Genomic DNA, 25654 nt, shown 5'->3' on the forward strand with positions numbered 1-25654 from the left:
TTGAGGATCACAGTTTGAGTTTGAGTGAAAGTATCACCTGACGAAGATTACCAGGCGTCACAAATCCTCTCCCACCGTAATAATATTTGGTATTCAAGAGATTATCTGCAGACAAGGCAAGCGCATAACCCGTTTGGTCATAGCTGATCTGCGCATTGATCAGACTGTACGCGTTTGTATAAAACTGACCTGCTGACCTGGAATTAATGATCACATCTTTGCCATAATGATTCCCTCCTAACCCTGCAGAAAGCCCTTTCAGAGCAAATCCTTTAAGCATATAATTGATATACCAGTTTCCAGAAAGTGCAGGTCCTGAATTCACTGGCCGAAGCCCTTGCGTATTCGCATCCGCAACAGTCAGCTTACTATCGTTATAAGCAAATCCGGCATGTAAAAAGAGGCCTTGCAAGGGAGCACTTTGCAAGTCCGCTTCAAGACCCCGGCTGCGTTGACGCCCATCCTGAATAAAAATACTGACGTTTTCAGGATTAGATCTTACCACATTACTTACCTGAATATGGTAGTAGCTTAGTGTGGCCTCCAACAGTTTTTTTGCTAATTCTACCTTTACACCAGCTTCCAGCTGATTGCCCAGCTGAGGCCGGAAATTCGAGATCGTTCCGTCCACCTGACTTGTCGGTGCTACATTCTGAAAGCCGTTCATGTAGCTGGCAAACAAGGCCAGTTTTTGCGGCAATACCTGATAGGTTACACCCAGTTTAGGAGAAAACGCTGTTTGGTTGTAATCACCGGTTGTTGCGTTTGTAGTTTTATTATAAGTTCCCTGGTTCACAAGCCTGTCAATCCGCGCGCTGATCATAATCGAAAGCGCTTCTGTAGGATTGATGACATCAGAAACATAAGCTGAATACGAATTCTGGACAGCAAGTGTAATGGCAGGAATTCTGCCGGCGAGCCTGCTGGTTATTTGCTGCGCGTTAAACAGTCCGTAAGCCGGATTATTGCCATGAACAGCTACAGTATCAAACACCGGTCTCACTGCTCCTTCCGCTCCATTGGCACGTGAACCATCCAGCCCGTTGGCTGTAGTGCCATAGCTATATCTGTAATAATCAAGTCCAGCCAATAGTCTGTTACGAACCCTTCCCACATAAAAATCGCCACGCAAATTCTGTTGTATTTGCTGACTGATGATTGATTCGGGCCCATAATTCACCACCCTGCGTATCACACTGGAATTATTATTTGTTAAAACCATCGTCTGGTAATCTCCGTGTGATTGGCTGTTATTGCTGATCAGGTTCGTTTCCGCAGACCAGCGGTCAGACAGACGGTAGCTGATCTTTCCGTAAAAGTTGATGGCCGTCGTTTTGAAAAGCACACTATTATCAGTAAACGATTTATTGTAATCCAGCTTCAGATCCGTTGTGTTACCGACCTGCACAGCTTCTCCGTTTGCAGAAGGATTCATTGGAATGAACAATGGATTATTGGTCGCTACCCTTCTGAGGATTTCCCCTTCTGCTTCAATTTTCAGATTCTTATTGACCTTGTAAGCAAAGCTAGGCGCAAGGAAAAGATTCCGGTACAATCCCTGATCCTGGAAGCTTTCTTTATTGGTGTACGCACCTGTCACCCTGAATAGTTTACTACGATCCACTGACAATGGAAGGTTCACATCTACTGTGGCTCTTTGATAGTTGTTATTTCCGCCGGCAAAAAATAAAGTGGCAAATTTGTTATGCTGTGGTTTCACCGTGATTCTGTTGATCAGCCCACCGAAAACGGTCATTGAGCTCGCAAATAGTGCGCCGCTAGGTCCTTTCACCACATCCAATTGCGCTATGTTAGAAGGATCTATATCTGAAGCAACGTAACCGTTAAGTCCGTTACGGAAATTGGATCTGGTCCTAAAGCCGCGGATGGTGTAATTGGGAGACGCACCTGCCCAGCTTGGCGTAACCCCGGTAATGTTGGAGAGCATATTGTACTGTACAAAATAGTTGCGGTTACGAAGCAACTTTCCACTTACTGTATGGCTTAACTGCGGATTTTCAAGGCTGGTGATGGGCATGCGGGAAGAGAACTCGCTTGAAATATCTGCTGTTTCCACCACCCCGCCAATAACTACTTCCTGTAATTCCAACGAGCGTATTTCTAGCGAATCTTTGACTTCCTGCGCATTGGACTTAAACGTGAAAATCAGCATCGCAGCCGTTAATAGTACTAACTTATTCATGTCTTACTTCATCTTTATTTCGCCGGATCCAAAATCCTTTCCGAGGGTGACAAATTCGTTTTAATTCCCTTGCTCCGCAATCCAAACTGTATTGCAAAAATCACCAATTTTCACATCGGAGATTCTGATTAATGTCATTTTAATATGGTCATCATATCAATTGCCATGTCGTTACTCGCTGACATACTGGTAGTCAACCGTTGTTCCTATTTTGACAACCCGGCTGTTGATTGCGATGCCGTCCTTCAGTATATACACCAAAAATTCGACCTGATCGGTTTTGTACTCTTCCGGGATTGTATAACCAAATGTTCTGGTAAGCTCATCTCCTGCTTTCAGCTCACCTGTTTCATCACCGTACAGATCCGTCAGGTAGGCCCTGAGCACATGATTGTGAACGTAAGTCGGGTCAATATCCGGCGCCTGTGGCAGGTACTGCGGATACACCATCCCACTTTCCAGCACACTCACTGCAAGCTTGTAGTTACCCGGCACATTGGCCCTTAGTTTGACCTGCAGAGTTGCTTTACGCTTATCGATCACCGAAACAAGCTTCAGCCCGGCATGGGCAGGCTTGTCCAGCGCCTTTTGCAAATACTCTCTTGTAATGTTGGGGGTTGAATAGGCACCTCTCTGGCGATAGTTTTCGTCATGATCCACAATCGTACTGGGATAAGCACCCGTCACTCCGAAATGCCGCTCCAGCTCGCTGTGTTTGCTAAATCTAAAAGGGTCATTTTCTACAAGTTTTCCATGTATGATCGACGCAAATATACGGTTGCCAATATCGCTGAGCTGCTGGACCTGCTGAATGTCGCGCTTGATGTAAGGACAAAATTTGCAGTCGGTTGTGGTAAATTCCCATATCAGCACATTCTTCACAAAATCTTTTCCCGGCAAGCCAGCTACAATCCCGTCATTTTCGCCAGATGGCGTTACCGAATCCAGCTTTGATCCACCCGAAGTGCAGCTCTGCAGCAGCGTAATCAATATGGACAGGCACCAGAGGTATTTCAATTTCTTTTTCATGATTTTCAAATGTTGATGTGTTAAAAAGAGCAGGTCAGTGACAGATTTGCACCTGTGTAAGCAGGCATAAGCCGGCACACACCGCCAGCGCATTGATAACCTGCCCGGTTTCTCCCGTACTGAAGTGCTACCCGTGTAGCTGATCGCGAGTAACTGGCTCCTGCATTGTAATAGTGGACGCCATTGCCTCCATAGTTATATAAATCACTGGTAAAAAAGCTCCATGAAGGAGCCAGTTCGTAGGTCAGGTTCAGCGACGCCCAGTTTCTATCTTGTTGTTTTTTGTATAAATGCCCTGCTTCAATTCTCAACGATCGTTTCTGATTAAAACGGTAGACGATGTCAGCCACAGCAATCTGCGCATGATAGCTTCCCCCTTTTTCACCTATACTTTCAGGATTGAAAGTCTGGCTTGAAAAAACCAAAGTGGTTTTAAGCCTAGAGTTCCATTGTTTATTTAAGTCAAAATTCAGATCCCTGTAAAATAAAGTCTTACCGGTTTGTGTAAATGAAAACCCCGTCTCAGCCGTTCCCATCAGATTATAATAAGCTGAACCGTTTGCAGAGAAATTGAGTCCGCTCTCACCACCTGCCAGGGAACCTTCAGGAAAAAAATGAAAGAAGTCAAGTTGTCCCCCGGCCTCTCCGTTACTTTGCGCCGCATAGGGATTCAGGTTAGCAATAGCATAGGTATACTGACGCGTAAGTGCTGGTGTATAATTCGCTACTTCTGTTAGTCCTACTGTAGAACGCGAAGACCTGAAATCCATATATTCCAAACGCCGAACGGTAAGCAGCACTCCTGTATGATCTTTGTTACAACCTGCCTCTAAAAGCAAAGCACTTCCATCCTTTTGCATGTTATCATTATAAATCGCGGGATCTGCGGTCTTATAAACGTATTCACCTTTCAGAGAAAAAGCGCCTCTCTGTAATTGTCCCTGAAAGGAAAACAGATTCACGTTTGGATTGACCGATTCAGAAGTACCTGTATAACGCTCATACCGATTAACATAGCTGGCCTCAACAGAAACAGCGCTTTTGCTCCAACCAAACAGCCGGGACACTTCCAGTTTATAATTCAAACCTCTCAGCTGACTTTCTGCTCTCTGAAGGTATTTTCTCGGCCTTCCATAAACTGCTTTCAGCTGCATAAAATCATTCAACCGATAAGCTACTTTCACTCCTTCAATGGAGTTGTTCAAACCCAGAAGCCGTTCTTCATAGGCTCGCAAAGCCAAACCGCTTCCAAACTGTTCATAAAAATCTCCTACCGTAACTGTCAGCTTCTCATCCTGAAAAGAGGCATATTTAAATGTAATCTTCTGACCGCTCAGCTCGGAAGGAAGTCCCTGCAAAACCGGCAGATATGCTTCGTAAACTACACCTGCGCTGAACTTTCCCTTTGTATAATCCAGTTTGAGAAAGTTGTTAGAGCCGAAACGATCATCAGGACTTGCTGCATCCGGTGCCTTATCATTGATATAATAGACAGAATTAGATTCAAATCCACCAGAAAGATTACCTGTTGACTGAGCCAGGCACACGGATATAGTCCGGATCACAAGTAGCAAGCTCAATAAAACAGCTCTCATTTACTGTGCAAATCTTTCAGTGCCTTCTGCAGCTGCAGCTCACTTCCCGGCACATAGCCTGTATGTGTGTATACCAAATTACCAGCCTGATCAAACAGAAACAGTTGCGGAATCGCGTTGACATTAAGTGCCCTTTTGAAATCCTGATTCTGGTCCAGCAGTATGGTCGCAGGCCAACGACCCGCCGAACTGAACGCTCTTACCTTGGCACTGAAACGATTATCGTCCACAGCCACAGCCACCAGTTTAAAAGGCGTTTCTGGTTTCCATTCTTCAAAATGATCCCTGATCGCATTCAATTCTTCCAGACAAGGTTTACAGATGGTTGACCAGAAACTAATCACGACCGGTTGTTGGTCTTTCAACAAATCACGTGTATTCACAGCTGACCCGGAGAGCGTATTCACAGTTAGTTGAGGTAAAACCCTCTGTGCTTCAACCTTGAAATTTATGATAAGAAACAGGATCGTAAATACGACCGTCATAGCAGGTTTCATGAAAATTTCTTTCAATACTGATGATAAAAGAATGGCAAAGCCACCCTTTCAGATACGGAAAGGGTGGCTTCATTATATTAATACCCAGGATTCTGAGGAGTTACCCCAAGATCTTCTCCTTTTTCACCAGTCGGGATAGGGAAACGGTAGTGTTTACCTCTTACGTTGTTGTACTTCGCATGCAGGTGCTTGTGTACCTTTGCAAAGAAAGGACTTACTGTATTGCCGTCTTTGCCCACTTTGCCCGATACCGCGTAAGAATCATCGTAGTATTCGAAATCTTTTACTGACTTCACTGAGCTCACCAAAGTCTTCCATCTTACTGCATTAAACCAGTCCTTCTGCTCGTAGGTAAACTCTAATGCCCATTCTTTACGGATATCGTTTACTGTTACGGCCGTCAGGTTTTTGGTTGTATTTCCGAATGCACGTGTTCTTAACTGGTTAACCAAAGGCAGCGCTTCTGCATTACGACCCAGTGCTACCAGCGCTTCTGCTTTGTTCAAAAGAACCTCTGCATAACGGATTTCAATACGGTCAATTTCGTTGGTTTGAATACAAAGATTCACACTGTTAGGGTAAGTACGGTCAATAAATTTCCCATAACGTGGCAAAGTGATCGGAGGCAGGAAGCTGTACTTCTTGTTGTTTTCCAATGGATTTTCCAGTACAGTCGTATACGAATACTCACGACGCTTATCAGTCGCATCCCATTGCGCATAACGTTCAAGGTTCGATGGCCCGATATGGTTGTCTTTTTCCAGTTCAAAAGCAAATGTGAAAGAGCAGTGACTCTGGTGGTTACCCTGTGCATCGATACCATCTCCATCATGGTGAATGGTAAAAATATGTTCCGGTGCCTTGCTTTCATTTCCTTTTCCGAAAATGTTGTTGAAGTTATCAAGCAAGCGATACTTACCGCCATTGATCACTTTATCGGCATGCTCTACAGCTTTGTTAAGACGGGAGGTTTCAATGTGAATATGCTCAGTGTCTCTTGACAAATTCGCGCTTTCCGCAATCTGATCCTGTGTAAGCGGCACATTTCCCCAAACCAGGTACACACGTGAAAGAATCGCATTGGCTGATCCTTTTGAAGGATTGATCGGACTGGAATCATAATCCGGAAGGTTGGCTTCTGCCTCAGTCAAATCCTTCACGATCTGTGCGTATACATCGTTTATCGACGCTCTGGTTGTAACCACCTTACCGGTCTCCAGTACTAAAGGAACCTCTCCGAAAAGCTGTACAAGATATGAATAGAACAAACCACGAAGGAACTTGGCTCTGGCCACGCTCACTTTTTTCGCATCTGCAGAAAGTGCTGATGAAGCGCTGATCTTTTCGATCGCATCGTTGGTAATCCCAATCGATTTGTACAGACGGTTATACACTTTCACAGGGTACCAGTTCGTAGGCTTCACTTCAAAGCGGCTTACCTCTGGTCCTGCTTCGCTCTCTTCTCCTTCAAAACTTACTGTGTTCTCAGATGAAGACTCAACCAGAAATGAAAACGATGAGCTGAGTGTCTGGTAAGGTCCCAGAGCACCGTTGACCAGTGCATACGCTTCCTCGTCTGTTTTTACAACACTTTCTCCTACTACAATTGGATCGTCATCCAGAGGCTTCTTGCACGCATCGACTGCGATTAAGAGTGCCAGAGCTATCAGCCCTTTTGAAACTCCTGATAAAATTGACTTTTTCATACGCACTTGGGAATAATTAATTGTTAATATATAGATGTAATAGACTTAAATAATACAGATTAAATCTGCGTGGGCACCTCCTAGAAAGAGATGGCCACGCCTGCCAGAAATGTTCTTGCAGATGGATAAGAACCAATGTCCAGTCCGCTGGAAACTTCAGGATCGTATCCCTTATAGGACGTGATGCGAAGCAGATTATTCGCCGAGGCAAACACGCGCATTTTCAATTGTCCTCCTTTAAGTTTGATGTTGTAACCCAGCGTCAGGTTTTTCATTTTCAGATAAGATGCATTCTCCACATAACGGCTGTCTATGTATGCAAATGGACGTGTTCCTGTAATGCGTGGCAGATAATTGGAAGGGTTCGATTCAGTCCAGCTGTCTAAAACCGAAGTCAGCACGTTATAGCTGTCATTTGGTTGTTCCAATGTACGTCTGAGCCCGTTAAAGAGCTGTGCTCCCTGCGATCCCTGAAATAAAGCGAACAGATCAAAGTTTTTGTAAGTAAGCGTTGTTGACAAACCATAGGTAAAATCCGGCTGGGAGTTACCGATAATCGTTCTGTCGTAGGAATCAACCACTCCATCTTTTTCGCCGTTTGAACCACTGATATCTGCAAATTTGAGATCCCCCGGACTTGGTGTGGATCCTCCCACTTTCGGCAGCTCAGCTACATTGTCACCGGTTTGCACGATGCCTTCAAAAATCAACCCGTAATAAGAGCCCAGCGGATTATTTACACGCAGGATCTGCTGAGAACTGTTACCCTGCTGCAACTGCTTGGTTGTTCCCATGTCAGTAATCGTGTTGATGTTACGGGCAATGTTAGCCGCCACAGCCCAGTTAAATCCTGATCCCTGGATCAATGTGGCAGTGATACCCAACTCGACACCTTTGTTAGTAACATGACCCACATTCACCAGCTGCTCAATCACCCCCTGCGAAGAGTTCACAGGTACGTTCAACAGCAGATCTGAGGTTTTTTTATAGTATATATCTGCTACCAGACCAAGCCGGTTCGAGAAGAATGAAGCATCCACACCCAGGTTGTGCTGCATGGTTGTTTCCCATCTCAGATTAGGGTTGCCCAGGTTATTCTTCGAATACGAAGCACTTCCATTATACTGTCCGGATGTATAAGTCTGAGCAAACTCATAGTCACCAATTTCCTGGTTACCCACAAGGCCGGTTGATGCTCTCAGTTTTAAGGAAGTCAGCTGATTCTGATTTTTCAGAAACTCCTCTTCATCCACATTCCACGACAGACCTATCGACGGGAAATAGCCCCAACGGTATTTCTCTGCAAACCTGGATGAATTATCGGCCCGAATCGTTGCTGTCAGATTGTATTTCTGCTTCAGTGTATAATTTACACGGCCAATCAATGAATTTAACCGGGCTTTGGAAGAGCCTGTAACAGGTGGGTAACGCACGGCTCCGTCGGCCAGGTTATTGTGTTTCAGATCCTCGTTGGTGAAACGTGATGCGATCGTGGTTGCATAACCCAGTTGCGTTTGCTGATATGTATAGCCGGCCAGCACATCAATAAAATGATTGTCGTTCAGCTTTTTGGTATAACCCAGTGTGTATTCAGTCTGCAACACTTCATTGCGTTTGTTACCTACTGCTCCTACTCCCTTTTCAGCCAGACCCAATGATGTATACGAAGGCGCAAAGAAGTTCTGCGTCGCGTTATTCACACTTGTTCCCACACTCACTTTGGCTATCAGACCTTCCAGAATCTGGTATCTTGCAAAGAAATTCGCCATCAAAGTGTTACTGATCGTCTGTGCCACACTGTTTTTCAGATCCGACACAGGATTGGTAGTTTTGGTGCCGAGTGCAAAATAGGCATACTCATAAGGGTTGCTGTAATTGTAACCTCCACCGCTTGCATGTATCGGAACCACAGGTGGTATAAACAGAGCGTATGTGAGCGAGTTGGTAATCCCGGCAGAAAACGGGGAAGAATTGTAATTCACCGGCTCTGTTGTTGTGAGACTGCTCTGGGTATTTTTTCCAAAAATAGTAGACAATCCGACCGTAAGATTTGGTTTCAGATCTCGTTCCAGATTGATACGTGCATTACTTCTCTTAAAACCTGAATTAATCACAATCCCTTTCTGATCTACTAAATTCCCAGAAATCAGATACCGCGTTTTATCATCCCCTCCGCTGATCGATAGCTCATGGTTCTGGCTCAGGCCGGTCTGCAACACCGCATCCTGCCAGTTGTAACCCTGGCCGAGCTGGCTGATCTGCTCATCGGTATACCGTCCTTTGTTATTGAAGTAATCCTTCTGTAATCTGGCCCATTGACTGGCATTCATCAGATCCAGTTTCCTGGCAGACTGCCCAACTCCGAGCGTGTAACGGTAGTTAATATTCGTTTCTCCGCGCTTACCTTTTTTGGTGGTTACAATAATTACTCCATTGGCTCCTCTTGATCCGTATATGGCTGTAGCTGATACATCTTTTAGTACTTCGATAGATTCAATATCTGCCGGATTAATTGATGACAATGGGTCTATACTGCTTTCAATTGCTCCCAGCCCTGTCTTGTTAGCGCTTGCATCATTATAGAAGATAAAGCCGTCGATTACATACAAAGGATCGTTTTTAGCATTCACCGATGTTCCTCCGCGGATACGGATCGACGAGCCTGATCCGGGTTGCCCTGAAGTTTGCGTTGCGCTCAAACCAGCCACTGAACCACCCAAAAGACCGTCCAGCGTTGGCATTACATTATTTTCCAGCACCGACTTAGGTACTGACACCACGGCTCCTGTAAGCTCTTTACGCTTCTGCTCTCCATACCCAACCACAACCAGCTCTTCCAGCGATTTCACGTCGGGCCTCAGGTCAATAGTCACCGAACGCTGTCCTCCCAAAGCAACCTCCTGTGTAAGATAACCAATGGAACTGATGACGAGTACTGTATTCTGATCAGTGATTTGCAACTGAAATTTGCCATTCGCATCAGAAACCGTTCCGACAGAGGTACCTTTCACAACCACATTGACTCCCGGAAGCCCCTCACCTCGTTCGTCTCTGATCGTACCATGCACGTCAACTGTAGCTGATTGTGTAAACTGTTCAGAAACTGCGGCATCCAATAGTCTTTTCTTCCTGATATAAATCTGTGAATCAACCCGTTGAAATTGCAGACCCGCCTCTTTGGAAAGTGTTCTGAGCAGCGTCGCGACTGAAACACTCTTGAATTCCAGGTTAACAATCTTGTTTTTATCCAGAGTTTCTCCATTATAGGCAAACGAGAACTGGGTTTGATTACCAATTTTGATCAGCGCATCCTCTAATCTGATATTTTTAAGTGAAACCTGAATATAGATTTCCTCAAGACTCAGGTGCTGGGCCTGGTCAGATCCGGCAACGGCAAATGATACGGCAAAGCATTGCAACATGACAACGCAAAGCAAATAATTGAGCATTCCGGAAAATTTTCCGTGTAAAAAGTGTTTCATTGGATTACTTGGCATTTTTCCGGGTTACAAAAACTTTATCTTTCACCAGCTTGTAGTGAAACTCAGATGTATAATTGAGTGCATCCAGAATCTTATCAATGGAGACATTCTCAAAAGTGGCATTGAATTCTTCCTTGACTTCCAGGCCTTTATCGACAACAAAGGTTACATCATACCTGCGTTCCAGCACCGACTTGATCTGTGCGAAATCCGCATTTTTTAGTGCTATTCTGTCGTTAGTCCAGGCCAGTTCCAGATCAGGATCAAATGACCTGACTGTCAGTTCTTTTTCCGCTTTACTGAAAATCGTCATTTGAGAAGGACGGAGCCTTACCATACTTTCCTGAGGCGTTTGCCTGTCGGCAGCTACTTCCACAATCCCGGTACTTACAGCGACTTTAATCTGAGGATCAGCTTTGTGCGCATTGATGTTAAAGGAAGTCCCTACGACTGTCGTTGTCAGGTTTCCCGTCTGAATATGAAAGGGTTTGGTTTTATCAGGCTGAACTTCGAAAAAAGCCTCTCCTTCTAAAGTAAGATCTCTATGGGTGCTACCAAAATCACTTTGGTAGGTGATGCGGCTATCGGCATTGAGTGTTATCCGGCTTCCGTCGGGCAATACCAACAGATCCTTTTTACCTCTGGCAGTCTTCACTTCAATCAGTTTTGCAGCTACTTGCCCGGTCGGAATTTTAGTTGAATTCAAATAACGCCAGCTAGTCAATGCAGCAACCGAGATGAGCACTAATGCTGCCGCTGATCTGAACAGCACCGGCCACAACTGACGGCTTGTGTCAGATGCAAGCTGGCTATCGGAATCAGCCGCCTGGATTTTGCTCCAAACTGCCTGCATATCGCCGGCATTGGGCTGATAGTGGTTTTTATACTGAACCGAAAGTATAATATTTCTGGCAGTAGCAACCTTCTGCTTTTGCTCAGGATTGCGTGTTAGCCAGTCAGCCCAGAATAAATCAAGCTCTGCAGTTGGATTTTTCACCCAACGAACAAAATCCTGGTCGCCTATAAACTCTTCTGTTGTAAAATTTTCGTATCCCATTCCTTATGGATCATCTGCGGTGGTTTACTTCATAGAGACCAATCGGCGCAAGACATATACAGGGGACACAAAAATTTTATTATTTTTTTTCAAAAGAATAGATATACTCTCCAACAATCACTTATAATCAAACCGTTACACAAGAACCGGATATACCAGCGGCCAGAATAAGCTCGACAACGAAAGCCGAAACTCCCAGCATTTTTCTGAGTTTGAGAATCGTTCTGCTCATCAGAATACGCGCGTATTCAATCTTACCAAAACCCATGATGGTGGTGATTTGTGCATAGTTGAAACCTTCGTAGTAATAGTACATGATGATTTCCTTCTGACGCGCACTCAATGTCTGCAGAGCCTGTTGCATTCTCTGAAGTAAATCTTCGTCCATCTCCGCTTCGGGATTCTGATGGTTCAACGCAATATCGAAGCCACCTTCAACGGTAAAATCGTTGGTGACAAAAATATTCCTGTTCAGATGACGGATTATTCTGTTGCGAAACGATTTATACAAATAAAACTTAATCGATGAAACAGCACTCAATGTTGATCTCTTCTGTTGCAGGTAGATGAAAAGATCCTGAATAATGTCCTTTACAAGTTCGGAATCAGCAGTAAACTGTCTTCCGTAATTATAGAGCACAGGAAAATACTTGGTGTAAATATGCTCAAAAGCAGGCTGACTTCCCTGCCTGAATTCTGCCCAGATCTGTTCATCTGTCAAAGAGGAAGGCGGTGTAGCCCTGCCTGCAAAAGATTCCGATTCAGGAAGATGGGTAAAACTTATATCATCGCAGCTCACATTCATGGGTAAACACTGACAGCACTGTAAAAAACGGGTAGGTGGAAGAGTTAATCTTAATACCACTCATAAACTTGCCCAAAGTTAGTATTCTATTTAATCTATAAAAATAGTATAGTTAAACTTTTGAAGAATTTTATCCCTATGTCACCATTTCAAAAAGGTAAGTATACCTACTGATAGACACTCATGGTATACCATGATTTTGCCCTTGTGATGCTGTAATGATAGTTTTCATGCCGTACCTTGCAGTAGGATTACTCATCTGACTCACCTTCTTACATATATTACTTTACCCTCCATAAGCTAAAAGAAAAGGCATCTACATGGTAGATGCCTTTAAAGTAATACCTATCTATCACAATTAACACGATCATCCTGTGAAGAATGTGTGCGCAATTGTAGCCGCAAAGAAACGGATTTTAGTCGACAACTTTGCGTATAGACAAAAACATTAAACACAACCTTCTGAAAAAGAAATATTTATACAAAAATCCACGCTATCATCTTCCGTTCCCATCCAGGAAAACGCGTGCCTAATTTGTAAGAAAGAGCTGAGTCTGGGCCATCGCGGGCATATTGTATTCCACATTTTGCGTGCCTGCAACTCTTTTTCCCTCCACCACCGTTTCATTTCCTTCCCGGGTAAATCGTAAAAAGAATTTCTCCGCTTTAGCAGCATAGTCGGGTAGCGTCAGTACAGTGGGCTGATCTGACAAATAATAAAAATTATTGTTCTCAACATAAAACACAGCCGTTACAGGCGCGCCTGCCCTGATCCTGAACTGTCCACAATTGATATAATCACCTTTTCCAAGAAACAGGTAGTTGATGTTATACTTGTCAGTCAGCCTGGCAATCGCAAAAGACGCCTTTACATCAATCCTGTTATAACTGACAGGCTCCGCTGCTGAAGAGGAAAAAATAAAATCCTGAATCCCGCCTCTACTTTTTACTTCCAGACCAACAAAATCAGCCGATACATTCGCCGGATTAAATGTGTTGATTGAGGTTACGGAACGTTTCGATCTACCAGTTTCGGGCTCATATACGGCCACAAAAGGCTTATTCCATGCTTCACCATATTGTCTGACAACAAGGGTGGAAAGCGGCAATCGGGCAATGCTGTCAGGAATCATCTGATTGCTGCGAAATGCCTTTGATGCAGGAGCCTTCACCGCAAAAATCTCCCGCTCAGACGAGCCTTTCATCCAAAGATTCATGGTTACAACATCCCTTCCCGGGATCTGCACTTTGAATGTGGCATTATAATCCTGATTTGTAGTAACAGATCTTTTATCCCAGAAATAATCGTAGGCAAACAAATGTCCACCTGCGAAGGATAGTTTCTCCGTTGGCTTCACATCAAGCGGTTTGCCGGAAATGTCGGACAAAACCAGCTGCCCTCCCAGATTGTGGTAAAAGTAATCGTGCATTTTATCTTTCCCGTCCCTGCGTTTAGATCTGAAAACATCCAGATAGTAACCTGTTGAATCGCTGGTACGAATAATGCTTGTGAGCCTTTTCTGGTCAGACTGTGTTTCCGGCTCCAGAAAATAAAGCTCTCCGAAGGTTACCTTCGGGAAATATTGTTTTTTCTGACCCGATGCAGGATAACAGGACAATACCTCAAAACCGTGATTGCTTTTCATGACCGGATATGCTGAGATACCATCCACGGCAACTGTGTTATGGGCCGGGAACTGCGAATAGTACTCTGCATAATCCTGCTGAAAATAACTTGTTCCGATCCCGCCATCAGGACCCAAAACCAACCCTTTCCCATAAATCTCCATGGAGATACCATTCGCATGCATATGGTTTCCCTTAGAACCGGTCATTGCGACCATCATGCCACTTTGAGGATCCATACCATTACGCTGTGCAAAATAACTTACGTTGGGCGCTGAAAATACCGGGCTGACGTAGTCCTCAATTCTACCTGCTTTCACGGAGGCTTTCAAGGTACTATCAACAGGTATTTTCTGCTCTCTTGACAGGGCTTGATGTTGTTCGATGGTTTTAATGAACCTGGTGTATTTATCTTCCTGCCGGGTTTTGCCATTTTTTCTCGCATTTTCAATCAGCTGCACCGCAGACCTGGTCTGGAGCTGATGGTAATACGTATCCCCGAAAGCAGTAACATAACCGTTCGGGAAAATATATTCAGCCTCTGCCAAAGTTGCTTTTTCCAGTACGGGTAACTGCGGCAAAAGATCAAAATTGAAATTACGATCAAACCAGTTTATATATCCCGTAAAATCATGCAAAACACCAGAGGAGTAACCCGCACTCTCATTCCAGATTCCTGTACCCGGGTCGTAGCCTTCCTGCATCACTTTTCTGATCGACCATTGTCTCTCAGAATCCTCGTTCATCACCTGATTGATGTAATACTGTTTTCCTTTTTTGTCCGGATAAGTATGATTAAGCTCTAAAATGTTGGCAATCATCAGCACATTTTTGGCCTGCATCAGATTCCAGTTATTAAAAGCAACTCCGTTTTTCGATTGTAAATCCGCCCATTTTTTAAATGTTTCGGTATACAATTTATGCTTGTTCGGTGCATTTTCAGAGATATAACCATGTAGATTATCATACAGAGAAGTAAGATGGCCAAGCATTGCCACTTCCTGAATAACTTCAAACGTCGATAAACCAACGATGGTCTGGTGATGTCCGTGCGATAGGTCTATAGGCTCGCTGCGATAATACATACCCATCATATAGGTATCAAACAAATCAAATGCAAAGCGGACATATTCCAGATTTTTGGTCTGGGAATACAACATTCCCGCTTCAGCAGCCATCCGCATAATATTTGTATTGACAGATTCGATATTCCGGCCTGTTTTCGATACATCAGCCCACTCCACAGGTTGATCCGGTTTTGATTTGTTGATCATTCTTACCCCCCTGGGATCATCTTCATAGGGCTGCAGATCCTCCAGTTTTACATTTCCGTAAATCGTAGTGTGATCCCTGGCGCCTGGAAAACGCACAGTAGCCACCGGCGCTTTTCCCTCTGCATGATCGTAAACGCCGCCCTTGATAAAGACGTCGGTAGACTTTGTTTTCCAATACATCTGCAGCCGAGAAACCATCCATTCTGCATCTTTCTGATGCTGCCGGACGTAGTGATCCACATTGCTGCGGTATCGTTCGAGAGTTGTCGGATCAGCCGTTGTTTGTATATAGGGGCGCTTTGCGGGGTACTTATCGGGTAGTCTGATCTGAGCCGATGCCTGCAGACAAAGCAGATTCAGTACGAGAATACGAGCTACGTACCTTACTGATGACCACCAGTTTAAATATACCTGAAATTTGCTCATTGATGTAGATTCAACTGTGTTAGAATATAGCCGGTTTTGAGATTCATTCAGAGCTAAATCTTTTGCCCGTTTTGTAATTTCTTCAATCTTAACAGCGCTTCTATATAATAGTAATCGGCATAGTTGATTGAAACGTCGATCTCAGTTCCATTTGGATGGTGCCCTGTAGAATGCATCAGAAAAGCATGGTTTTTATTTCCGCTTTTGTAGTCCGCAGATGCCAGTGAAACAAGCATTTTCTCAGCCTGCTCCCTGTAATTCCTGCTTTTGACTTTGTCGTGAACCAGCGTAGACAGCTGCAGTAATCCGGAAGCTACAATGGCCGCTGCAGAGGCATCTTTTGGAGCATTCGGAATTTTCGGATCGTCAAAATCCCAATAAGGAATGTGATCCCCCGGCAGCCGTTTGATGTATACATCTGCCGCCTTCTGAGCGGTACGCAGGAAATCCTCCCGGCCTGTTTCTGTGGCGCTCATAGTAAACCCGTAGATTGCCCAGGCCTGTCCGCGCGCCCACATGCTATTATCTGCATACCCCTGATGTGTTACACCTTTGATGAATCGCCCGGACTTGTCGTCGTAAACGGCTACATGGTAGGAAGTGCCGTCAGCCCGAAAATGATACTTCATTGTTGTTTCAGCGTGTTTCTCCGCCATTTGATAAAGCTGCTTGCCTCCTCCATTTTTTGCAGCCCAAAACAGCATTTCCAGATTAATCATGTTATCCATAATCGTATTATGCGGCCATCCCATCTTTTTAATCATCCGTGGCCACGATAATATTGTACCAACTTCAGGATTGTACAGCAGGGCAAGCGAATCTGAAGCGCGGAGTAAAGTCTGTTTGTAGACAGGATCTTTCGTTAGTCTTAACCCATTTCCTGCACTCAAGTAAAACATAAAACCCAGATCATGATCGTGCTCTTTTTGATCCAATACCGGCAAAAGCGCACTGGTGTAGCTACTGGCAGCTTGCCTGAACGTTTCATCGCCCGAATACTCATAGGCATACCAAAGCATTCCCGGCCAGAATCCACTTGTCCAATCATCAATGCCCACATAATTCCAGCTGGTATCTGCTTTTATGATACGGCGTGGCAGTTGATTGAAAGGATGTTTTTCGGCTAATGTCTTCCTGGTTTGAGCTACACAATAGGCCAGCTCCTTCTCTACGTCAAGTTTTGTCTTTTTTTGAGAAAATACATTCCCGGTCATGCCGGCGAGCAGCATGACAGCAAACAGATATTTCATAATTTCAGTAATTCACAGACGTGATGCTGTGGTGAGAGATATAGCCCTTTGCGGGCGCTGTTATTTAACCGGCGTGAACCATATTGCCTGTCCTCCCCTGGCTGGCATGAGCATCTCCAGGGTCTGGTTGTTGTCGACTGTTTTCCGTTTAATGGCTACCTGGGTTCTGCTCGTCAGGGCAGGATCATCGTGGTAAACAGAGGCAGTATACTTCTTTCCTTCTTCCAGAAAATCAAGTGACAGCGTGAGCGTTCTTGCATCATTATTGGTAATTGACCCTACAAACCAGTCTTCTCCTGACTTGCGGGCAATAGTGACATACTGCCCTATTACACCATCGGTAACCAGTGTAGTGTCCCAAACAGTAGGTACTTTTTCAAAAAATTCAATTTCCGGTTCGTTTTCGTACGCAGCCGGTTTATCATACCAAAATAAAAATTGAAGCGGACTGTACATCACCACGGCAAGCGCGAGTTGATGTGCATGGGTGTTTCTTAGTCTCTTGTCAAAATAGCAGATTGTGTAATCGCCCGCGCCGGCAAGCCCACGCGTAAAAGGAAGAATCGTATTGTGGGTGGCATCGGGAAATTCCTCATTGCCGCGAATTCCCTCCTGTGTAAGCAAATTAGGATAAGTACGGCTGAATCCTGTGGGACGATATTCATCGTGAATATCTACCATCAGCTCGTAATCCGCCGCTTTTTTAACCGCCTCGTGCAACCAGTGCGTCCAGCGGTTCGAGCCGATCTGCACAAAACCAAATTTAACGCCTTTGATCCCCCATTTTTGATAGAGAGGAAAAAGTGTGTCTATCTGGTTCAGCAAGGCGCGCTGATTTACGTAAATCATGATACCTATTCCTTTGTCATTTGCATAGGCGATCAGCTCCTGCATGGCCAAATCACGCTCAGCAGAAACCTTTGAAGCGTCCGAAGCTACTTTCATTTCAGGACCGTACCAACCTGCATCCAAATGCACATACTGCAAATTGTGAAGGGCAGCAAAGTCAACGCAGGCTTTGGCGTCTTTCGTTGTGAGCCCCGACCGGATCACTTTTCCCGGTTTAATCCAGCTTGTGTTTGCGATTTTATTTGCCGGATTCAGGTTTAGCAGCAAGTCGTTATTCTCCAGTAATCTTCCGGGTTTTTCGCTTGCCATAACAACGCGCCAGGGTGTAGAGAATGGAGTGATCGCATCGACATCGCCATACAGGGAAGCCAAAAGCGTATTCTTTTTTGTTTTGCTTAACCTGAATTTCGTGCGCGCATAATCCACCATCCCCGCTTCCAGAAGAGCCACATGCAACCCGCCCGGCAAGGTGAGCGTCAACGGTCTTTCGCTTTCGTCAGGCCAATTTTTCAAAGGCAAAAGCGTATAAGGTCCCTGCGCCCAGCGCTCATAGTAAGCTTTACTACCTTCGGGTAGGGTGAACGCGGTTTGCTCACCTGTAATATGCATAAACAGACCATTCTTGTTTTCAGGAAAAAAGTATTTGAATGCCACGCCCGAATCGTAAGCCCTTACAATCAAATGCATTTCATAACTCCTGCGTCTGTCGTAAGCCGTACCGCTGTTGCCGGCAGTTGCCGCATTACCGGAAGCAAACTTTTCAAATTTGAGCACCATCTCATTGTAATGATCCTTTACTGTGCTCCGCTCTCCGTAAACCGGTTTCCAGATTTCATTTTGAGAAGTGCGCTCGGTCCCGGACAGATTCAGATTTTCAAACCAATACTGACTTGAATCATTGGTGATTGCAAGAGCCGATTCAAACAGGTTATTCTCGATCAGCACCCCAAGTTCCGATTCAAGTATGATGGGTTTGTTTTTATAGCTGACCTGATAATAAAGCTGCTTTGTACCGGATTTAAGCTTTTTCTGAACAACCTGAATCTTAAAATTTCCGTCAGGAGATTGTAGGAGCTCCCGAACAGGCTGGCCTTGCGATTTTACGGCCAGAAGAATAAGAAAAACGAGTAAGAAAGACTGATAATTTTTCATTAAGAATGACTGATATACAAAATTTTACATTTGTCCAATCCCTCGGGATACGATGAAGCCTGAGGGATTGAACAACCTCCCATCGGATTTTACCAACCCGGATTCTGAACCAGATTCGGATTCAGTAGTTTCTGGTCTGTCGGGATGGGCAACAAGTAGTTTTTACGGGAAAATTTACGGTTCGAAGCCGGATCCATAATCAGCGCACCTGTTGCAGCATCTACGCCGTTGGGGTACTTGGCAGGATCATAAATATTCTTGCCGGCTGCGTTTTTAAAGGTGGCATACTCTGTAGGTGTACCATTTTTTGTTTGCACTACGTGGCCCAGAAGAGGTTTGTTCAACTCCTGCTCGGCAATTGCCCAGCGCTTTAAATCATCGTAACGGCTATTCTCTCCCAGCAGCTCCAAAGCTCTTTCTCTGCGGATTTCGCCAAGCAAACTCAAATCGCTATACGGTGCAATCAGCGCATTGGTGAGCGGCGCTACATAAGCTCGTTTTCGGATCTGATTGATGGATAAATTCAGATCCGCATCAGAGATTTTACCACCACCCAATTCGCAAATCGCTTCGGCATAAATCAGGTACACCTCCGCCAGACGGATCTGGGGATAATCATAAGATTCCTGCTCTGTTTCCCTTCCCGGATTTTCAGTCACCCACTTCCGGTTGGCATACGAGTTGGTCGAGTTTATAGCCAGATCAGGATAGTAGGCCGGAATCGTAGCCGGAAAATTGAATAAAGTGGTATAGTTGGCCTTGGCATAGTCCGCTCCTCCTCCATTCACACCAGCTCCCCAGCCCCAGTATTTTACACCTGGTTTTTTGATAATACTTTTCAGGCGGGCATCTCTGTTTTCAAATTCGTCGGTCATCTTATTATACCCTTTTGCCAATGGTGAATGTGTGTAAGGCAGCCCATCACTGCACAGGTACATATCCATCAACTTTCGGTTCGGACCAATACCACCACCACTATGACTAATATTCAGCGCAGCACGGTTCAAATCCTTGTCGTACATACTTTTAAAAATAAACTCTTTGTTGCTAGCCTTGGTAAGTCCCTTCGGATTTGACTTGGCATCTTCCAGAACAAAAAGGTAATAGTAACTCAAAGAATCCACCTCATTCCAAAGCTGAAAAGTACCGTCAGAGAATACTTCTTTGGCAAGACTGGCAGCTTCGGTCAGGTAGGCAGTAACCTGATCTGATTTCTTCTGGCCGGACTCAAAATCAGTCGTTTCCTTCACATACTTCTCCCAGGTCGCCTCATAGAGCAATACCCTCGCTTTGAATGACTGTGCCGCCTGCCTGCTCAAATGCCCTTTGTCGGCTACTGCAATATTTGCCTCCGCCGGCAGACCATCAATGGCAATCGCCAGATCTTTCAATATTTGCGCCACCACTTCATACCGGCTGTTTCTTGCTGCCGTCAGCAAAGGATCATTGACATCGGCCACAGTAGTTGAAATAGGAATTCCACCATATCTTTTGAGCAGAAAAAAGTGGTGCCAGGCCCTGAAAAAATGGGCTTCGGCCACGTAGGACTTGATTTCTGCTTTATCTCCTGCATACTCCTCTCCCTTTTGAATCAGATAGTTGTTGGAGCGGATGTACTTGTAAGCATTACGCCAGTATATGTCAGTAGCTGGCTGGCCGTTCGTACCACGTCCCAGGTCATTTCCACTGGAGGATAAATCCGAGCCTCCATCTACAATATCAAAAAAACTGCTGTCATCAATCTTTTTGATTCCGACCATTTTATTGTAGAAATCGTTGGCAGCGGCCTTGAAATGAGAAGGTGTTTTAAAGTAGATCGCTTCCGTAGCCTGATCCAACGGATCCAGATTTAAAAATTTATCTTCACAGGATGTGAGTATTAAAAACAGGGAAGTGGCGGCGGATAATATATGTACTCTTGTTTTCATGTTTTCTAGCGAATTAAAGTTTGAAACGAATCAGAACGTCAGATCAAGACCCAGTGACCATGTTCGGATGAACGGATAGGTGCTGTCGCCCGGGCCTTGTTCAGGATCGAAACCGTCTTTCACTGAGGTGAACTCAAACAGATCATTACCAGAGAAATAGAAGCGAATTCTTTCAGTTTTAATCTTATTGCTGAATGCCTTCGGCAGAGTATATCCGACTACAAGCGACTTCAGGCGCACATAGGTCAATTTCTGCACGTTCACATCATTAAAGCGCCAGTTCCAGTTGTTACGGTCATTGTCAAATGACAATCTGGGATACTCGGCATCTGTATTTTCCGGCGTCCAGGTGTTGCCAATATAGGATGAGTTTACATTGAGATAATTGCGGAAGAAAGGGCCTCTGGCGTTTCCTTCACGAAGCAGATATTGCTTACCTACACCCTGGAAAAATGCCGAGAAATCAAACCCTTTCCAGTCGGCGCTCAAATTCACCCCGAATGTATAATGCGGACTTCTGTCGCCGTAGTAATAAACATCTCCGCTCCCCGGCGTGCCGTCGCCTACAGGATCAATATATCCGTTCCCATCCAGATCCACCACTTTGACATCTCCGGGACGAAGCTTTTTGTCAGCAGCAGCATGTGCCGACAAGTTTCCTGCTTTCACAGAGGTGTAGGTGGCCTGGTAAGCATTTACCTCCTCCTGATCTTTGAAATAACCATCGGTTTTGTAGACAAAAATGGAATTCAGCGCATATCCCTGCCGCTGTGCAACAGTTCCGGCAGTCCAGGTTTCCTTACCTTCCATCGACACCAGCTTATTGTGATTATCGCTCAGCTGAAATCCGATATTGTATCTGAACTCCCCTGCCTTATCCCGCCAGTTCACTGCAAACTCCCAACCATCCACTTTCAATTCCCCGCTATTGGATTTCGGAGCAGTAGCGCCCAGAATCTGCGGATAGGTAATATCGATGAGCATACCCACATTTCTTTTTTGGAAAAGGTCGAAGCTACCGGTGATTTTGTTGTTCAGAATTCCAAAATCCAGACCTACATTTTTATTGATAATGCGTTCCCAGGTTCTGGTAAGACTTGTCATTCCCGACAGGTAAGCCGTTTGCTGTAGAGCGGCTGTCTGCCCGAAAAGCATTGTTCCAGTTGTATTGATGCCAGAAACATAATCATAGTTACCAATATTGGCCTGACCACCGGTTTCGCCATAACTGGCCCTTACTTTCAGATTTGTAAACACACCCAGGTTTTTGATAAAGCTCTCTTCTGAAAGCCTCCATCCTGCCGAAACCCCGTAGAAGTTAGACCAGCGGTAGTCAGGATGGAATTTTGATGAACCATCACGGCGCCCGAGAGCCTCAATCAAATACTTTTCTTTATAGCTGTAGTTGAACCGCCCTACATAGGAAACCAATCCCCAGTGACTTGCTCCTCCTTTATTGGTTTGAATGTTGTTGGAGGCTGTATTCAAATCAGTCAGACCGTCAAATTCCAGTTTCGTTCGTTTTGCCTCTACTTCCTTCAGCTCATTCAATTCAGCGGTGGTACCCACCATCAGCCCAAAGTTGTGATCATTGCCAATGACTTTATTGTAATCAACAAATGCACCATAATTCTGGTAAAGTGTGATAGCTATGTTCTCGACAATTTCAGGATCAGGATATTGGGTAGAATTAACCTGTGTACCCAACCAGTTGAACAGCTGATAGGTCCGGTTGTACGATGACTTCCACCCATTTCGCTGCACGATCCCTGCCGTTCCGCTGATTTTCAATCCTTTCAGAATCTCCGCTGAAAGCCTTGTATTCAATCTGAAAATACCCTCAGCATTATTCACACGCCCTCCTTCCTTCACCATAGCATAAGGATTGCGTTGGCCGTAATCGTCATAATACTGTCCCTGTGAATTGTAAATAGGAAACACAGGTGCGTCAAAAAAACCGTTACCGATTCCGTTTTTAGGATTTTCTACCATTCTTCTGTCGTAAGACAAACCCGTTTCCAGTTTAATATTTTTAGCGATCTGGTAGTCATAATTGAATCTGGCGTTGTACTTCTTCTCACCATCGTAGGCAGGTCTTAATACCGATTTATTGTTGGCAAAGCCCAATGAAAACATGTAAGAGCTCTTCGCATTCGAACCTCTCAGTCCCACATTGTGCTGCTGGGATACTGCCCGTCCGTACAAGGCATCAAACCAATTGTTACTCTCATATTTCGAAACGATCCGGGTTGTCGGATTTGTAAATTCGAATGATTCCCCGTTGGCCATCCTTTCAATATTTTCCTTTCCCCACTGCGGAAACCATTCTACCGGATTGCCTGCAGCATCCACCCTGTCCTGTACAGAAGCTTCCTGATACATTTGCGCCCAGGTCTGCATGTTGGCATAGGGCACGCGGATACCGATTGTATTTAACCGTACATTAGCATTGTAAGTGATCTGCATTTTTTCTCCTTTGCCTCTCTTGGTTGTTACCAAAATAACCCCTCCGGCAGCCCGGGCACCGTAAATGGCTGCAGATGCATCTTTGAGCACACTCATCGATTCGATATCGTTGGGGTTAATCTGGTTGAGCTCCCAGGTCCCTATCACGGGAATACCATCAATAATAATCAATGGATCAACGCCTGTGATCGAGGATTCTCCCCGAAGACGAATGGACAAACCTTCATTTCCCGGACGCGAGGAAGTTCTTGTGATTGTGAGCCCGGGCACTTCACCCTGCAGCGATAAGGCGGCATTACTTACTGCCCGGTCCTTAAATACTTCTTCTCCGATCTGGGTAATTGCGCCGGTTAGCGTTTCCTTTTTTCTCTCTCCATACCCTACCACAATTACTTCATTGAGTGCTTTTGTATCTACCTGCAAAGACACGCTTAACTGCGTGGAGTTGCCCGGGCTGATCTCCTGCGGTATATAACCAACAAAAGAAAACACCAGTACAACCGGCTCATCAGGCGCATCAATGGCAAAGTTTCCATCCACATCAGTGATTGCGCCGCGGGTTGTTCCTTTTATTGCAATGTTGACACCGGGAAGGGCTTCCTTCTTTTCATCCGTAACTTTTCCACGAATTGTTCTGTCTATCACTTCCACATTTTTCTTTTCCTGCTGATCGGGAATCACAGAAGCATTGGCTGCCATGGTCAGTACGATACGTTCCTTGACTATTTTATATGTAATACGGTCGGGCAGAAACAACTCATCGAGCACTTCCGATACCGTTTTATTGGCCACAGACAAGGAAACTTTTCGGCTTACCGGAAGTGACCTTGAACTATATACGAACTTCACATTCGCCTTGGCTTCGAGCTGGGTAAGCACACTTCTGATTTCCTTTTGTTCTACAGACACACTCACTTTCTGCATCAGTAATTCCTGTGCATTGGCTACGTGTCCATATGTGTATGTGGCGGCAATGATAGCCAGCACGATTTGTATAAATGAAACTTTCATAATAGTACCTATCGGCGCTATGAATTGTATTCGTTTTTTCATTGTTTTGTTCTTGTTGGATCGTGAGAGATTTGACAAAAAAAGCCCTGCTTCATTTTGAAGAAAATGAACGACATTGTTAGCACAAGTTTTGGGGCTGCATTCAGACCGGAGATGCTCGAACATCTCCGGTTTTTTAGCGTAAAATTGGGTTTACCTCATATTGTTACGGTTAGTTTACGGATGATTTAAATGGAGGGCATTCTCCTCCGCTCAGCACGACCGACGTTTCCTTTACATCAGACTTTGTACCAAGCAGTGCATTAATAATTTCGAGCTTTACAAACATCGACTCGTCGGAAAGATCAGCAGTGATCGGACAGTTCAGTATAGATCGGTTTTCTATTTCAATCTCCACGCCATACGCTTTTTCAAGCTTATCCACCACTGTGCTCAGCAACGCCTCTTCAAAAACAAAAGCGTCAGGCTTTTGAAACTCGGCTGCGTGATCGACCAAGACAGGCTTATCCACCAGACCAGTTATGTATTGATCCGAGGCGTGCAGGAAGGTCACTTTCTTATTAGGTGTAAGCAATACACCGGTAGTTTTACTAAAATCAGTGGAGCTGCCGTCAGCCTTTTCTACAATCACCCTGCCTGTGATCACCGCCACTTCGACATTACCTGATTTTCCACTGCTGTTGATCGTGAAACTTGTGCCGAGCACTTTGGTAACAATACCCGCAGTATATACCAGAAATGGTTTTGAAGGATTTTTCCGGATATCGAAATATCCGTCCCCTTCAAGATAAACCACCCGCTTGTCGGTGTCAAAGTTTTTGGGGTAGTATAAAGTAGCGCCTGCATTCAATGTAACATGGCTTCCGTCTGCCAGTCTGATGACCTGTTTTGAAGACCCCGAATTACTTAGTCGGGACAGAAGAGCCAGCTCACCCGAGGTAATGTTAGTGAACTTGTCTGTTGATTTGCGGCTGTCTGAGAAAAAATAGAGAAAGCCCAAAACAAAAAGAACCGAAGCTGCAGAAGCAAGTTTAAGAAACGGCATATTCCACCATTTGCTGTCCAAAACAATTGTTTCTTGTCTTTCAGACTGCTTTTTAGCCTGAATTTGTTCCCATATTTTACTCTCCAGTTCCTGTCTGGCCTCAGTACTTTTTTCTTTTGGAGTGTCTTTGTCCAGTGCGTTATACCAAACATCCATCACTTCCTTTTCTTCGCTGCTCGCCGAGCCGTTGATATATCTTTCCAACAGTCCAAGAAAGCCTCTTCTTTGCTTATTCATATCGCGGTAGTTGTGT

The 25654-nt window shown here is 44.8% G+C and carries 14 protein-coding genes; all 14 read right to left on the reverse strand.

The genetic code is table 11. From position 1 onward, the window contains the following. Window positions 1–7 precede the first annotated feature (7 nt). On the reverse strand, window positions 8–2203 hold the full coding sequence (locus DSL64_RS13545) for a TonB-dependent siderophore receptor (RefSeq protein ID WP_115831442.1): 2196 nt from the start codon (window positions 2201–2203) through the stop codon (window positions 8–10). A 171-nt stretch (window positions 2204–2374) separates the two neighbouring features. Then, window positions 2375–3232: an Omp28-related outer membrane protein gene (locus DSL64_RS13550; protein ID WP_158547919.1), complete on the reverse strand. Its 858-nt coding sequence runs from the start codon at window positions 3230–3232 to the stop codon at window positions 2375–2377. 20 nt (window positions 3233–3252) lie between these two features. After that, window positions 3253–4827 carry a DUF6029 family protein gene (locus DSL64_RS13555; RefSeq protein WP_115831444.1) on the reverse strand — a complete coding sequence of 525 codons (1575 nt, stop codon included), beginning with the start codon at window positions 4825–4827 and terminating at the stop codon, window positions 3253–3255. After that, window positions 4824–5324, reverse strand: a complete 501-nt coding sequence (locus DSL64_RS13560) for a TlpA family protein disulfide reductase (RefSeq protein ID WP_115831445.1) — start codon at window positions 5322–5324, stop codon at window positions 4824–4826. The genes DSL64_RS13555 and DSL64_RS13560 overlap by 4 nt, the downstream gene beginning before the upstream one ends. Window positions 5325–5401: 77 nt before the next feature. Then, entirely contained in the window at window positions 5402–7030 is a 1629-nt protein-coding gene (locus DSL64_RS13565) for a RagB/SusD family nutrient uptake outer membrane protein (protein WP_115831446.1), read from the reverse strand. Window positions 7031–7110: 80 nt separating this feature from the next. After that, a complete protein-coding gene (locus tag DSL64_RS13570) occupies window positions 7111–10512 on the reverse strand; it encodes a TonB-dependent receptor (protein ID WP_158547920.1) in 3402 nt (1133 codons plus the stop codon). A 4-nt stretch (window positions 10513–10516) separates the two neighbouring features. Continuing rightward, on the reverse strand, window positions 10517–11569 hold the full coding sequence (locus tag DSL64_RS13575) for a FecR family protein (RefSeq protein ID WP_115831448.1): 1053 nt from the start codon (window positions 11567–11569) through the stop codon (window positions 10517–10519). Between the two features lie 127 nt (window positions 11570–11696). Then, entirely contained in the window at window positions 11697–12374 is a 678-nt protein-coding gene (locus DSL64_RS13580) for an RNA polymerase sigma factor (RefSeq protein WP_115831449.1), read from the reverse strand. 530 nt (window positions 12375–12904) lie between these two features. Beyond that, window positions 12905–15700 carry an endo-acting ulvan lysase-like protein gene (locus DSL64_RS13585; RefSeq protein WP_115831450.1) on the reverse strand — a complete coding sequence of 932 codons (2796 nt, stop codon included), beginning with the start codon at window positions 15698–15700 and terminating at the stop codon, window positions 12905–12907. Between the two features lie 53 nt (window positions 15701–15753). Next, the gene (locus tag DSL64_RS13590) at window positions 15754–16950 is read right to left on the reverse strand and encodes a glycoside hydrolase family 88 protein (RefSeq protein ID WP_115831451.1); all 1197 of its coding nucleotides are present in this window, start codon (window positions 16948–16950) and stop codon (window positions 15754–15756) included. 60 nt (window positions 16951–17010) lie between these two features. Continuing rightward, the gene (locus DSL64_RS13595) at window positions 17011–18951 is read right to left on the reverse strand and encodes a glycoside hydrolase family 97 protein (RefSeq protein WP_115831452.1); all 1941 of its coding nucleotides are present in this window, start codon (window positions 18949–18951) and stop codon (window positions 17011–17013) included. Between the two features lie 89 nt (window positions 18952–19040). Beyond that, complete coding sequence (locus DSL64_RS13600) at window positions 19041–20879, reverse strand: RagB/SusD family nutrient uptake outer membrane protein (protein WP_115831453.1); 1839 nt, start codon at window positions 20877–20879, stop codon at window positions 19041–19043. 30 nt (window positions 20880–20909) lie between these two features. Further along, window positions 20910–24398, reverse strand: coding sequence for a TonB-dependent receptor (locus DSL64_RS13605; protein ID WP_158547921.1), 3489 nt, complete (start codon window positions 24396–24398; stop codon window positions 20910–20912). A 169-nt stretch (window positions 24399–24567) separates the two neighbouring features. Beyond that, a complete protein-coding gene (locus tag DSL64_RS13610) occupies window positions 24568–25638 on the reverse strand; it encodes a FecR family protein (protein ID WP_115831455.1) in 1071 nt (356 codons plus the stop codon). Window positions 25639–25654: the final 16 nt, after the last annotated feature.

This window comes from Dyadobacter luteus (genome assembly GCF_003383615.1).
Taxonomy (GTDB): Bacteria; Bacteroidota; Bacteroidia; order Cytophagales; family Spirosomataceae; genus Dyadobacter; species Dyadobacter luteus.

Excerpts from the sequence above, each read along its gene's own strand:
- DSL64_RS13545 (WP_115831442.1), bottom strand. The coding sequence starts at position 2,203 with ATGAATAAGTTAGTACTATTAACGGCTGCGATGCTGATTTTCACGTTT.
- DSL64_RS13550 (WP_158547919.1), bottom strand. The coding sequence starts at position 3,232 with ATGAAAAAGAAATTGAAATACCTCTGGTGCCTGTCCATATTGATTACG.
- DSL64_RS13555 (WP_115831444.1), bottom strand. The coding sequence starts at position 4,827 with ATGAGAGCTGTTTTATTGAGCTTGCTACTTGTGATCCGGACTATATCC.
- DSL64_RS13560 (WP_115831445.1), bottom strand. The coding sequence starts at position 5,324 with ATGAAACCTGCTATGACGGTCGTATTTACGATCCTGTTTCTTATCATA.
- DSL64_RS13565 (WP_115831446.1), bottom strand. The coding sequence starts at position 7,030 with ATGAAAAAGTCAATTTTATCAGGAGTTTCAAAAGGGCTGATAGCTCTG.
- DSL64_RS13570 (WP_158547920.1), bottom strand. The coding sequence starts at position 10,512 with ATGAAACACTTTTTACACGGAAAATTTTCCGGAATGCTCAATTATTTG.
- DSL64_RS13575 (WP_115831448.1), bottom strand. The coding sequence starts at position 11,569 with ATGGGATACGAAAATTTTACAACAGAAGAGTTTATAGGCGACCAGGAT.
- DSL64_RS13580 (WP_115831449.1), bottom strand. The coding sequence starts at position 12,374 with ATGAATGTGAGCTGCGATGATATAAGTTTTACCCATCTTCCTGAATCG.
- DSL64_RS13585 (WP_115831450.1), bottom strand. The coding sequence starts at position 15,700 with ATGAGCAAATTTCAGGTATATTTAAACTGGTGGTCATCAGTAAGGTAC.
- DSL64_RS13590 (WP_115831451.1), bottom strand. The coding sequence starts at position 16,950 with ATGAAATATCTGTTTGCTGTCATGCTGCTCGCCGGCATGACCGGGAAT.
- DSL64_RS13595 (WP_115831452.1), bottom strand. The coding sequence starts at position 18,951 with ATGAAAAATTATCAGTCTTTCTTACTCGTTTTTCTTATTCTTCTGGCC.
- DSL64_RS13600 (WP_115831453.1), bottom strand. The coding sequence starts at position 20,879 with ATGAAAACAAGAGTACATATATTATCCGCCGCCACTTCCCTGTTTTTA.
- DSL64_RS13605 (WP_158547921.1), bottom strand. The coding sequence starts at position 24,398 with ATGAAAAAACGAATACAATTCATAGCGCCGATAGGTACTATTATGAAA.
- DSL64_RS13610 (WP_115831455.1), bottom strand. The coding sequence starts at position 25,638 with ATGAATAAGCAAAGAAGAGGCTTTCTTGGACTGTTGGAAAGATATATC.